The 11,451-nt window shown below is 63.8% G+C and carries 12 protein-coding genes; 3 read left to right on the top strand and 9 right to left on the bottom strand.

What is annotated here, in order from left to right; genetic code table 11:
• Nucleotides 1–6: 6 nt before the first annotated feature.
• Nucleotides 7–684: a carboxymuconolactone decarboxylase family protein gene (locus R3X27_RS14545; protein ID WP_317709597.1), complete on the bottom strand. Its 678-nt coding sequence runs from the start codon at nt 682–684 to the stop codon at nt 7–9.
• 255 nt (nt 685–939) lie between these two features.
• Here R3X27_RS14545 and R3X27_RS14540 point away from each other — a divergent pair, with 255 nt between their 5' ends.
• Nucleotides 940–2,109 carry a zinc-dependent alcohol dehydrogenase gene (locus R3X27_RS14540; protein WP_317709596.1) on the top strand — a complete coding sequence of 390 codons (1,170 nt, stop codon included), beginning with the start codon at nt 940–942 and terminating at the stop codon, nt 2,107–2,109.
• A 74-nt stretch (nt 2,110–2,183) separates the two neighbouring features.
• On the top strand, nt 2,184–2,651 hold the full coding sequence (locus R3X27_RS14535) for a cupin domain-containing protein (RefSeq protein WP_317709595.1): 468 nt from the start codon (nt 2,184–2,186) through the stop codon (nt 2,649–2,651).
• Between the two features lie 9 nt (nt 2,652–2,660).
• Here R3X27_RS14535 and R3X27_RS14530 read toward each other — a convergent pair whose 3' ends face one another.
• From R3X27_RS14530 to R3X27_RS14515, 4 genes are all read right to left on the bottom strand, one after another.
• Nucleotides 2,661–3,512 carry an NAD(P)-dependent oxidoreductase gene (locus R3X27_RS14530; protein ID WP_317709594.1) on the bottom strand — a complete coding sequence of 284 codons (852 nt, stop codon included), beginning with the start codon at nt 3,510–3,512 and terminating at the stop codon, nt 2,661–2,663.
• The gene (locus R3X27_RS14525) at nt 3,509–4,594 is read right to left on the bottom strand and encodes a Gfo/Idh/MocA family oxidoreductase (RefSeq protein ID WP_317709593.1); all 1,086 of its coding nucleotides are present in this window, start codon (nt 4,592–4,594) and stop codon (nt 3,509–3,511) included. Before R3X27_RS14525 ends, R3X27_RS14530 begins: the two co-directional genes overlap by 4 nt.
• A gap of 81 nt (nt 4,595–4,675) precedes the next feature.
• On the bottom strand, nt 4,676–5,398 hold the full coding sequence (locus tag R3X27_RS14520; protein WP_317709592.1) for a FadR/GntR family transcriptional regulator: 723 nt from the start codon (nt 5,396–5,398) through the stop codon (nt 4,676–4,678).
• A 159-nt stretch (nt 5,399–5,557) separates the two neighbouring features.
• Entirely contained in the window at nt 5,558–5,977 is a 420-nt protein-coding gene (locus R3X27_RS14515) for a cupin domain-containing protein (protein WP_317709591.1), read from the bottom strand.
• 38 nt (nt 5,978–6,015) lie between these two features.
• Between R3X27_RS14515 and R3X27_RS14510 the strand changes: the two genes are divergently transcribed.
• Nucleotides 6,016–7,062 (top strand): Ldh family oxidoreductase, encoded by a 1,047-nt coding sequence (locus R3X27_RS14510; protein WP_317709590.1) that lies wholly within the window; start codon nt 6,016–6,018, stop codon nt 7,060–7,062.
• An 87-nt stretch (nt 7,063–7,149) separates the two neighbouring features.
• On the opposite strand, the gene R3X27_RS14505 is transcribed toward R3X27_RS14510, so the two are convergent.
• The 4 genes from R3X27_RS14505 to R3X27_RS14490 form a co-directional block, all read right to left on the bottom strand.
• Nucleotides 7,150–8,121 (bottom strand): tripartite tricarboxylate transporter substrate binding protein, encoded by a 972-nt coding sequence (locus R3X27_RS14505; RefSeq protein WP_317709589.1) that lies wholly within the window; start codon nt 8,119–8,121, stop codon nt 7,150–7,152.
• Between the two features lie 63 nt (nt 8,122–8,184).
• Nucleotides 8,185–9,669 carry a tripartite tricarboxylate transporter permease gene (locus R3X27_RS14500; RefSeq protein WP_317709588.1) on the bottom strand — a complete coding sequence of 495 codons (1,485 nt, stop codon included), beginning with the start codon at nt 9,667–9,669 and terminating at the stop codon, nt 8,185–8,187.
• Nucleotides 9,670–9,715: 46 nt separating this feature from the next.
• Entirely contained in the window at nt 9,716–10,285 is a 570-nt protein-coding gene (locus R3X27_RS14495; protein WP_317709587.1) for a tripartite tricarboxylate transporter TctB family protein, read from the bottom strand.
• An 83-nt stretch (nt 10,286–10,368) separates the two neighbouring features.
• On the bottom strand, nt 10,369–11,322 hold the full coding sequence (locus R3X27_RS14490) for a TRAP transporter substrate-binding protein (protein WP_317709586.1): 954 nt from the start codon (nt 11,320–11,322) through the stop codon (nt 10,369–10,371).
• Nucleotides 11,323–11,451 lie beyond the last annotated feature (129 nt).

Below are 11,451 nucleotides of genomic sequence, written 5' to 3'. Positions count from 1 at the left end.
ACGCGCTCAGGCGCTCACAGGGTCATCCTGTGTTGTGCGCTCGGCCGCGCCGACGGTCTGAAAACCGGCCGCGTAGGCCTCGATCTCCTCGATCGACAGTCCACTTACCGCGTTCCATTGCTTCTGATTGTGTTCTTCGGATTCGAGATCGGTCCAGAAGCTGTCATTGAGACGGTTGATCATGTTGAAAAGTGCGCAAGCCATTGAAATTTCTACTATTTCCGTGTCTTTGAAGCTTGCTTTCATGCGCTCCCAGGTTGCCTTGTCCCGTTGCGCGGTGTTGCTGGTCATGGCGGTGGACCAGGCAATCGCGGCGCGGTCCCGTTCGTCGAACAGGGGGCTCGTCTCGTAGCTGTCATCCAGCATCGCTTCGAGTTCTTCTTCCGTGATGCCAAGGCCTTGGCCGAAGACGGAGGTATGCGCGGTGCAATAGGTGCAGGCATTGGCCATCGAGGTCTTGATGCAAGCAAGCCCGCGGAGCCGGGGATCGGTCGTTGCGCCCAGATCCGGCTGTCGGACGGCCGCGACGAGCCCACCAAACCAGCGGGCGAGGTAGGGGCTGTGCGTTGCCAGTATCCGTTGCAGATTGGCGGTCCGGCCCAGGAACCGGTCTGACGCTTCGAAGACGAGCTTCGCGGTGCCCGTTGCCTCTTCATGGCTCAAGCCTGTCAATCTCTGTGTCAAATCATCCTCCCATGCATTCACCCGGGAAGCCTAATGGGTGCGGCGCCAGGCTTGAAAGCAATGTTCCAGATGGTCGGCATCAGGTTCGTTGATAGCTCCCGCCAATGCTTAAAGGTTGACCAATTCGAGGTAGTGAAGGAGCTGGAATTTTCAATTCTATTATGAAAAATGTTGAAAATGGCAAGCTTTGTACTTCATATGGGGGCAAGAAGGCGATCATGGAAATAATGGTTGACCAATGTTTGGAGGGGCGACATGACCGGGGACGTATCAGGTAAAAAGGATCTGCATGGGATCGGGGCAGCCGTACCGGACAAGATGCGCGCTTGGGTCCTGGGAGATCCTGAGGAGCTGACGCTGGTTGACAAGCCGGTGCCTGTGCCCGGTCGGGCGGAGGTGCTTGTGCGGATCGATGCGGTGGCTATCTGCGCGACGGATCTTGAGATCCTGACTTATGGCACCCCGGCGATGATCGAGGGCGGCCCGCCCTTCAACAAGAATTATACGCCGGGTCATGAATATATGGGCACGGTCGCAGCCCTTGGGCCGGGCGTGGACGAGTTTGCCGTTGGTGATCGTGTCACCGTGGAGATCCATGCCGGCTGTGGGCAGTGCAAGCGCTGCCGCATGGGGATGTATACCTCCTGTCACAATTACGGGCTGAACTACGGCGCGCAGGACAAGGGACACCGGGCAAACGGTTTCACCACGGATGGCGGTTTCGCGGAATATGCGGTCAACAATATCAATACGTTGATCCGGGTGCCCGACGCCATGTCGGACGAGGAAGCGACGCTGGTCGTGACCGCCGGGACCTCGATGTATGGGCTGACGGAGCTGGGTGGGCTGGTCGCCGGCGAAAGCGTCGTGGTGATCGGGCCGGGTCCGATCGGGTTGTTGGCCGTTGCGGTGGCCAAGGCGCTTGGGGCCGCTCCGGTGATCCTTGTCGGCACGCGCGAGAGCCGCAACGCCATCGGGCGCGAGTTGGGCGCGGATCATGTGATCGATGCGCGCAATGAGGATGTCGTCGCGCGGGTCAAGGAGTTGACGGGCAAGGGGGCGGACTATGTCGTCGATTGCGCGGGATCGGAAGCCACCGTCAACCAGGCGGTTGCGATGACCAATCGAGGCGGAAAGATCTGCCTCGCGGCCTTCCCCAAGAACGCCGTCTCGTTCAACCTCGGCGCGCTGGCGGTGAACAATATCTATCTCTACGGCATTCGCGGCGAGGGACGGTCCGCTACCCATCGCGCGATGGCCTTCATGGAGGCGGGGCGTTTCGACGCGAGCCTCATCCATACCCACACATTCCCGCTGGACGACCTGCCGACAGCGCTCCGATACGCCCGCGAGCGGATCGATGATGCGATCAAGGTGGTTGTTTCGACCCGTCCGGGCGTTCCGGGCGGCGCAAAGGCAGGATGACGGGCCGAGGGCCGCTCACAGACAGGGCGGCCCCAACGGCAATTTCGGATCAAGCAAACAGAGAGAGGATAACCATGACACGCATCGAGGAGCACGGTCCCGACCATGTCGAGATCAACCCGGATCCCGCTGCTTTCGCGCATTGGCCGGACGGGTTGCATGCGGAAATGCTGCGCGATGCCGAGAATGGGTGCGTGGGATCGGTGTTGGTCTCGGAGACCGAGACGATGCGCATCTGGCACTTGCGCCTGCCGCCCGGCAAACGCTGTCGCTTTCATCGGCATGTGAACCGCTACTTCTGGACCGCACTGGTTCCGGGCAAGGCGCGCGGGTATTTCTCCTCCGGGGAGATCCGGAACGTGATCCATTATCAGGGCGAGACGAAGCATTTCGACTACGGGGCCGGGGACCACATGCTGCACGCGGTGGAGAATATCGGCGACACTGAGCTGATCTTCACCACGGTGGAATTCATCGACGGGGCAAATACACCGCTGGCGGTGCCCGACGAGGTGCGGCTGGCGCCGCCGGCCATCGCCTGACGGCTCGGGTCAGTCCGGTTTGGCGCGCGCGATGGGCAGGAGGATGGCGGCATTGTCGAGCTCGCCCTCGTCATGCTCCAGCGCGTCGCGCATCATGGAGAGATAGGTCTCGGCGAAGGGCAGCCCTTGCCCTGCCGCAGCCGCACCGTCGCGGATCAGGCGGAAATCCTTGGCCGATTGCCGAATACGCCCTTGCGGGGCAAAGTCGCGGAGCGCCATCAGCTGGCCTTTGGAGTCCATCACCGCTGAATGGGCCGCGGAGGCGCGTGCCATCTCGAGAAAGTCCTCCGACGCCAGCCCGAGCGCCTCGGCAAAGACCATCCCCTCGGCCAGAGCAGCGCGGTTCAGCCCCAGCACGAGATTGATCGCAAGCTTGGCGCGGTTGCCATTGCCGATCGGGCCCACATGGAGATGCTGACGAGAGATCGCCTCGAAGACCGGCGCTAGCCGCCAGGCCGCCGCCGCGTCGCCCGCCACAAGCAGCAGCACATCGCCCTTTGCCAGCGCGCGGCTGGTGCCGGAAATCGGCGCTTCGATCAACGTGATGCCCTTGGTTGCGGCCCGCTCAGCCAGGGCTTCCATGCGCTCCGGGTCGCAGGTGCTCAGAGAGACGAGCGTGGCCCGGCTGTCCGGCGCGCCTTCGATCAATTCCGCCAGCTGCTCCGTGTCGAAGACGCAGGAGAAGACCGTCTCGGCCTGCCAGACCTGGGGCGCGGCGCAGACTTGCCCGCCAAGCGCATCAAGCCCGGCGGCCTTCTCGGGATCGGGGTCATGGCCGCAAAGCGCATAGCCCGCCGCGCCCAGCCGCTCGGCCAGCGCGGAGCCGATCAGCCCGAGCCCGAAGATCCCGATCCGGGTCAACTGGCTTCCTGGTTCTTGGCTTCGAGCATGTCGGCCAGCGTCGCCATTGCGTGGTTGGAGAGCGGCAGGTCCACGACCTCTCCGGTCTCCGCCGAGATGTCCGCGGCCAGATAGCTCTCCATCACCATCCGCGCATGCTCGGCCGAGACCAGCGGATCGCGGTCCAGCAACACGGATTCGAGGAAATGCAGCGTCTCCGGCCCCATCTGACCGGCATACATGTGGTCCACATGCTCGCCCGGCATGGTCGAGAGTGGGAATTGCGTATGCCCTTCGACCGTGTTGAGCCAGTTGTCGCGGGAGGTGTCGTCGAGGATCAGCGACCCTTCGGTCCCGGTGATCTCGATCCATGTCGCGCAGTAATTGGGATAGCTCGGCGGAAGGTTCCAGCCACCGCCAATGACGACAAGCGCGCCATTGTCCATGTTCACCGTGTTCCACATGCAGTCATAGGAGCCGTTGAGATCTTTCATGAAGCCATAGGCGCCCTGCGAATAGACCCGCACCGGTTTGGCATCGAGCAGCCAGTAGACGAAATCGAGATCATGGGTGGATTCCATCGCCGCGGGCGAGAGCTTCACCCGGCCGGCAATGCGCGAGCCGAGACTGCGCGAGAGATGGCGACTGACCATCACGTTGACGACCTTGCCCAGCTTGCCCTCGGAAATGGCCTTCTTGGCGTAGGCGATCTTGGGGTTGAAGCGCTGCGAATAGCCGATGGTGAATTTCAGCCCGTTCTTGCGCGCAATCGCGATCAGGTCATCGGCTTCCGCCAGCTCCATCGCGATGGGCTTTTCCAGCAGCACATGCTTGCCCGCCTTCAGGCAATCCCGCGCGATCGGGTAATGTGTCGGTTCGGGGGTGGTGGAGATGTACACGACCTCGATCGCGGGGTTCTTCACGATGTCCTGGTAGTCCAACGTTGCCGTTGCCGGGCTGGTCAAGGCCTTCACTTCCATCAGCCGCTCAGGGCGGATCTCACAGATGTGGAGCTTGTCGACAAGAGCGGATTTTGCCAACGTTTCCGCCCGCATACCGCCACACCAGCCGGTCCCGATCACGGCGACTTCTACCTGTCTCATCACGTTTTCCCAAGCTGTCCAAGGTCTTGAGGAGGTTACAAATCCAGCCGGGAGCGAACAAACAAGCTTTGCTGATACGTGCTATGCGATCTTCTGATTTGAAGTCGTGGACGGCGCTCGGGCGGGGGCAGGGGCGGTCAGCGCGTCCAGTGTGCTGTGCAGATGCGCGCGCATCGCTGCGCCGGCAGCCGGACCATCGCGGCTCTCCAACGCGGCGAGGATCGCGTCATGTTCGTCAAAGGAATGGTATGCGGGATCCGGCCCGAGCTCGGAGGTGTCGAGCCGCCGCCAGACCACGATCTGGCGCACGCCGTTCAACATCCGGTGGAGGGATTGCAGAAGGGAGTTCCCCGAGGCCGCCGCGATCGTCTCGTGGAAATCGCTGTCCAGCCCCTCATAGGCGCTCCAACTCGTGGCGTCGCGCATGGCATCGGCAAGCTGGCGAAGCTCCCGCAATTGTCTTGGCGTTGCATGAAGCGCTGCGAGATGGGCGATCTCCGGCTCAAGCGCGGTGCGCGCGGTCATGGCATCGACCGGGCTCGTGCTTTCCGCCAGCTCGGAGATCACTCCCTCGAGTCCGATGCCCGCCCGCGCCGGGCGGGGCTGCTTCGACAGGAATGTGCCACGCCCGACGAAGCGTTCCAGGAGGCCCTCGGCTTCGAGCACCAGCAAGGCCTTGCGCAGATCCGCCCGGCTGATGCCGAGCTGCGCACAGAGCGCGCGCTCGGCCGGCAGGCGGTCTCCGCGCGCCAGGCCGGATCCTGCAATCCAGTTGCGCAATCTCATCAGGATCTTGTCTTGCATTGGTTCACCAAGCTTCCAGGCTGAAATCTCGGGTCGATGCCGATTTTTCGCTTTGGTTTCATTTTCCTTCTGGATACGCTCCGCATATCTCCCGAACAGGAGATCGTGTTGCGGCGGAATGGTCAACCAATTTTCCGCATCGCCGCGGCGCAGACGATGTCACACCTGATCGCGAGGCGACATATGAGCGACCGTTTCGCCGGTTTCCACGAAGGTTCGGGTGACGTCGCGCGCGCCGTAGACCCAGAGGATCGTCAGCGGCCCAGTCCCGATATTTCGGAAGGAATGCGGCATGTCGGGCGGGACGAAGCTGGTGTCCATCGGCCCGAGGCGGGTGATCTTGCCGTCGAGATTGGCTTCGGCCTTGCCCGCCAGCACGGTCACCTGTTCGGCGCAGTTATGGCTGTGCAGCGGCGCGGCGCAGCCGGCGGGGAAGGTCGTCGTTCCGGTGGTGAAGGGGGCCGTCGGGTCGGTTGCCTTGCCAACCATCAGCCGCGTTTCGACGCCATCGCCTCGTGCAAAGGGGGTGATCTCGCCGTGGCGCAGGATGACCCCCTGCGGTGGTGTCTTCGTGTTCATTTCCAGTCCTTTCCATTGAAACGGGAGCCAGTGGGCCCATGAGTGAGACGACAGATATTGTCCGGTTGCGGGCCTTCATAGCGCGCAGCCTTGTGGTCTGCGACATGCCCGGGCCGGATGCCGAGCGGGTGGCCGGGCTGATGGCGCAGGCCGATCTGATGGGGCAGGACGGGCATGGCGTGTTCCGCCTGCCAATGTATGTGCGCCGCATCCGGGCGGGGGGCATGAACATGCGGCCGCGCCTTGCCCGGATATCCGAGCGTCCGGCCACCGCCCTGATAGATGGTGACAACGGGATGGGCCACCTGGTCATGCACCACGCGACCGAGCTGGCGATGGAGAAGGCGCGCGGAACCGGCGTGGCCTGGGTTGGCGCGCGCCATTCCAACCATGCGGGCCCCGCTTCGCTCTATGCGATGATGCCGGCGCGGGAAAACATGATCGGCCTCTATCTCGCCGTCGGCAGCGCCAATCACATGCCGCCTTGGGGCGGCACGGATATGTTGCTCTCGACCAACCCGATCGCGGTCGCGCTGCCCTCGCGGGACTTCCCGCCGATCGTGCTCGACATGGCGACCACAGTGGCCGCCTATGGCAAGGTCAAGACGGCGGCGCAGCGGGGCGAGACCATGCCAGAGGGCTGGATGATCGACCGTAAAGGGCGGCCGCTGACCGACCCGTCGCGCTCTTCGGAGGGGTTCCTGCTGCCCATTGGCGGGCCGAAGGGGTACGGGCTGTCGTTGATATTCGGCATTCTGGCCGGGGTGCTGAACGGCGCGGCCTTCGGCAAGGATGTCGTTGATTTCAATTCCGATTTCAACAGCGTGACCAATACCGGCCACGTGATTCTCGCGCTCGACATCGCCGCTTTCGCCGACCCGGATCAGTTCCGCGCCGAGATCGACGCGGTCTGGCGGCAGATGAAAGCCTCCGCAAGGCTGCCCGGCGTGGAGGAGATCCGGCTGCCCGGAGAGCGGCTGCACAAGGTCACGCAGGCGCGGACCGAAGGCGGAATCCCGATCCCCGCGCAGCTGCGCGCAGTGCTGGATGCAGTGGCGGAAGAGCTCGGCGTCGCGCCGCTCTGAACCGGCGCGCGGGACGACAAGAAAGCGCCGGGCGGAAAACCCGGCGCTTTGCATTTTTGTCCTGCCATGGGCAGCAAACCGCAAGGGCTACTGTCCGGTCAGGTCGGCGACCAGCGCCTTGTAGGCTTCGCTCTGCTCCATGCGCATCGCGTCGTATTCCTCGGTGCCGATGATGTCGATATTCTCGCCCAGACGACCCATCATGCGGGTGAAGGTCTTGTCTTCGCCCAGGGTTTTGAAGGCCTCGCCCAGCGTGGCAAGGACATCTTCCGGGGTACCGGCCGGGGCCAGCACGACACGGTGCATGAAGCCGACATCGCCTTCAACGCCCACTTCGGCGAAGGTCGGGACATCGTCATAGAGCCGCTCGGCACCGGCGGTTGCCAGAATGCGGACCTTGCCTGCTTCCACATGGGCGGCCAGCGAGGATGGGAAGCCCATGGTCACGTCTGCATCGCCGCTGAGCAGCGCCTGCAGGGCGGGGCCGCCACCCTGATAGGGCACGAGGTTCCACTGCATGTCGAGCGCCTTCATCATCTGCGCTGCCGGCACGAAAAGCGCGCCCCAGTTGCCGGAATGCGCCATCTGGACGCCGCCCGGATTCTCCTTGGACGCGGCGACCAGGTCTTCAAAGGTCTGGTACGGGCTGTCGGCCTGCACGGCGACCGCAATGGGCGCATAGTTGATCCGCGCCACGGTGACGAAGTCCTCGGCCGGGGTGTAAGGCAGGTTCTCGACGTGCTGCTGAAGCATGTCGATATAGTTGTGGGTGAAGAGCAGCGTGTAGCCATCGGCCGCCGCATTCGCCACTTCCTGCGTGCCTTTCTGCCCGCCCGCGCCCGGCGTCAGCCGCACGATCATCGCCTGGTTGAGATAGGTGGGGATGATCGAGGTGATGACCCGCGCATTGAGGTCATGCGAGCCGCCCGCGCCGAGCGGGATCACCATCGTGATCGGCTTCTCGGGGTATTCGGCCTGTGCGGGCGCGAAAGACGCGGTCAGCGCCGCGCCGGTCACGGCCAGCGAGGCAAATGCCTTCTTTGTAAGGTTTTTGATCATGGTGTCCTCCCAAGGTTTGGTTTTTATTGGCGCGCCATCGATGACGCCGCGCCGGTTGGTGTCTCAGATCTTCGCCGGCGTGCCGTAGAGGCGTTTCCACAGCACGTAGCCGATGAAGGGGGTCACGAGCAGGACCGCAAGCGCGCCGAGGCGTTCCGTTGCGAAGAAGCCCAGCGGGTTGCCGCTCGACATGGCGACGGTCTGGCCGAAGGCGTATTCCATCGATGGTCCGAGGATGAAGCCCATCACCATCGGCATGACGTCGAACCGCCCCGCCTTGGCGATGATGCCGAAGATGCCGAAAGCGACGAGGATCAGCAGGTCGGTCGCGTCCGAGCGGAACACGTAGGTTCCGGCAAAGGCGAACATGATCACCAGCGGGATCAGGACCGATGTCTTGATCGTCACCAGCCGCGCGAAGAAGGGGATCGACAGGTAGCCGATGGCGACGAAGAGAATATTGGCGATTACCATCGCAACGAGGATGGCGAAGACGGTCGCGCCCTGTTCCTCGAAGAGCTGCGGGCCGGGGCGCAGGCCCTGGGCCACGAAGGCGCCGAGAAGGATCGCGGTGACGTTGTCGCCGGGGATGCCGAGGGTCAGCAGCGGCACCATGGTCGGGCCGTTCACCGCGTTATTGGCGGCCTCGGCGGCAGCAACGCCCTCGATTTCCCCTTCGCCGAAGGTCTCGGGATGCTTGGAGGCGTTCTTGGCGGCCGAATAGCCCATCATCGCGGCGACGATCTGGCCCAGCCCCGGCACGATGCCGATGCCGGTGCCGATCACGGTCGAGCGGCAGATGGTCGGCAGGCAGCGGCGGAACTCGGCTTTACTCAGGCGCTCACCGACCAGTGCGGCCAGTTGCCGGCTCTTCTCGTTGCGGATGATCACCGAGGCGACCTCGGGCAGGGCGAAGACGCCGATCAGCATCGGCAGCAGCGGGATGCCGGATTTCAGGTCGAACAACCCGAAGGTGAAGCGCTCGACGCCGCCCAGCGGGTCGGTTCCCACGAAGGAGAGCCAGAGGCCCAGCATCATCATGATCAGGCTCTTGAGCGGGTTGGCGCCGGAGGTGGCGGCGATGATCACGAGGCTCATCAGCAGCACCGCGAAGAGCTCCGGCGGGCCGAACTGCATCACCAGGTAGGCGATGGGGAACATCATCACGATGGTGAAGATGTCCGAGCAGGTGTCGCCGAAGGCCGAGGAGAAGAGCGCCATATCAAGCGCCTTTCGGGACTCGCCCTTCTGGGTCAGCTTGTAGCCGTCCCGAGAGGTGGCCACAGCCGCGCCGGTGCCCGGCATGGAGATCAGGATCGCCGGTACGGAGCCGCCGAAGATGCCGCCTTTGTAGATGCCCAGCAGGAAGGGAATGCCGACGATCGGATCGAGGAAGAAGGAGATCGGCAGCAGGATCGCCATCGCCATCAGCGTGGTGAAGCCCGGCAGCGAGCCGACGAGCATACCCGCGAAAAGACCGACGCTCACAAGGGCCATGGTGTCGAAGCGCATTGCCATGGCAAAGCCTTCGGTGAATTGTTCAATCATGCGAGCCTCGTGTTTTTGCTATTGGTTGGTCTGAGAGCCGATCCGGTCATTGCGAGGCGTCCGGCGTGGCGGGCACCGCGGGTGCCTCTGAGGCAAAGAGCGACAGCATATCGGCATAGAAGAGCTCGATTGTGTTGAGTTCCGGCAGCGAGACGGCCAGCAGCCGCGTGGCGGCGAGATAGAGCAGGACCGGCCCGAGAAAGGACACCAGGCCGATCTGGAGCACCGAGCGCGCGCCCATCTGCAGCGCGATCAGGGCGGTGGCGATAGCAGTCGAGATCAGGAAGCCGAAAGGCACCATGGTCATCGCATAGAGCGTCATGATGCCGAACAGGATCACCGCGCGCAGCCACTCGGTGCGCCCCATGCGGTCCTCCAGGATGCTGTGCGTGATCCGGGTTCGGACGATGATCAGCGTGGCGGCGCACATCCCGGCCAGCAGGACCAGCACGATGCTCGGAAACAGGCTCGGCGGGATCGCGGAGAGCGAGCGCCCGAAGAGCACCTTTGGCGCGGCCACCAGCGAGTTCATGAAGATCAACGACAGGACGGACGCGACCATCAGCGCGTTGAGCGTCAGGATTTCTGAGGTGATGAACGGAAATCTGCGGGTCATTTAGACCTCCCTGTTCGACTGGAACGTTTCGTCCGGCACGGCGCTGGCCTGAACGTTCGGCTGGTCGATGATATTGGTTTCCATCATGCGGACGCTCTCCTGTCCGCGGTCTGGCTGGCCTCGAAGAGAGCCAGCAAATCAGGGGCGAGGCGAGCCCGGCTTTCCGCGAGATGCGGTTCGGCAGCACGGCGCCACGCCGCCTGTTCGGCCTCGGTGAGTTCGATCAATTGCGCCCCGGCCGCCAAAAGCGCGCGTGCGCTGGCCGCCTCTTCGCGCGCGGCGAGTGCACGTTGCGCATCGCTGGCCTCCGCGACCGCCGCCCGGACCTGCCCCTGGATCTCTTCCGGCCAGCTCTGGAAGCGTTTGCGATTGATCAGGACAAGGGCGATCCCCATCAGGTGCCCGGTCAGGGTGACGGTCGGCAGGGTCTCGTGCAGGCCGAATTGCAGTGTATTTGTCAGTGGGTTCTCATGCGCATCGACCTCGCCCCGGGCGACGGCACCTGCAAGTTCTTTTGCGTCAACCGCGCGTGGTTCGAAGCCGAGTGCCCGGAAGACTCTCTGGTGTTCCGCATTCGGCAGTGTGCGCAGGACAAGCCCGCCTGTCTCGGCGGGCGAGCGAAGCGGTCGGTCGGCGGTCGAAACATGGCGCAGGCCATTGTCCCACACGCCGAGCAGGGTCAGCCCGGTCCGGGCCTCGATCTCGCGCGCAAGGCACGCGCCCAGCTTGCCGTCCAATGCTGCCAGCGCCTGCGCGCGGTCCGGCGCGGCGAATGGCATGTCGAAAAGCGACAGGGCGGGCACGCGGTCGGCGAGGTAGCTGGAGGAGATATAGCAGCCGTCCAGCGCCCCGTCTTCGACGAGCCCGGGCAGATCGGCCGTTCCGTGGCCATGTTCGGCCATGTTCTCACGGATCTCGACGACGATATGGCCATCGGAGAGGCGCGACAGGGCTTGACGCACCATGTGCAAGCCGCGCGTATGCACGGATGCCGGGCCTTGGTAGCCGCCGAGTCCTATGCGGAGTCCGTCGGTCATCTTGCAGGCTTCACCGTCGCAGGGGCGGGGGTGCCGAGGCCGGAATGGACCGGCCCGATGCGCCCTTGATCGCGTCTTGTCCTGTCGCGCATGTTGTCCTCCCTTGCGATGTTCCGGACGCCACGACCG

The organism is Tropicimonas sp. TH_r6, assembly GCF_033101155.1.
GTDB lineage: Bacteria > Pseudomonadota > Alphaproteobacteria > Rhodobacterales > Rhodobacteraceae > Tropicimonas.
Note: the sequence above shows the minus strand (reverse complement) of the source record. Positions and strands in the feature narration are given on the sequence as shown.

What these genes read in the sequence shown, in the direction of transcription:
- R3X27_RS14540 (WP_317709596.1), top strand. Translation starts at nt 940, where the DNA reads ATGACCGGGGACGTATCAGGTAAAAAGGATCTGCATGGGATCGGGGCA.
- R3X27_RS14490 (WP_317709586.1), bottom strand. Translation starts at nt 11,322, where the DNA reads ATGACCGACGGACTCCGCATAGGACTCGGCGGCTACCAAGGCCCGGCA.
- R3X27_RS14520 (WP_317709592.1), bottom strand. Translation starts at nt 5,398, where the DNA reads ATGCAAGACAAGATCCTGATGAGATTGCGCAACTGGATTGCAGGATCC.
- R3X27_RS14535 (WP_317709595.1), top strand. Translation starts at nt 2,184, where the DNA reads ATGACACGCATCGAGGAGCACGGTCCCGACCATGTCGAGATCAACCCG.
- R3X27_RS14515 (WP_317709591.1), bottom strand. Translation starts at nt 5,977, where the DNA reads ATGAACACGAAGACACCACCGCAGGGGGTCATCCTGCGCCACGGCGAG.
- R3X27_RS14525 (WP_317709593.1), bottom strand. Translation starts at nt 4,594, where the DNA reads ATGAGACAGGTAGAAGTCGCCGTGATCGGGACCGGCTGGTGTGGCGGT.
- R3X27_RS14510 (WP_317709590.1), top strand. Translation starts at nt 6,016, where the DNA reads ATGAGTGAGACGACAGATATTGTCCGGTTGCGGGCCTTCATAGCGCGC.
- R3X27_RS14505 (WP_317709589.1), bottom strand. Translation starts at nt 8,121, where the DNA reads ATGATCAAAAACCTTACAAAGAAGGCATTTGCCTCGCTGGCCGTGACC.
- R3X27_RS14495 (WP_317709587.1), bottom strand. Translation starts at nt 10,285, where the DNA reads ATGACCCGCAGATTTCCGTTCATCACCTCAGAAATCCTGACGCTCAAC.
- R3X27_RS14500 (WP_317709588.1), bottom strand. Translation starts at nt 9,669, where the DNA reads ATGATTGAACAATTCACCGAAGGCTTTGCCATGGCAATGCGCTTCGAC.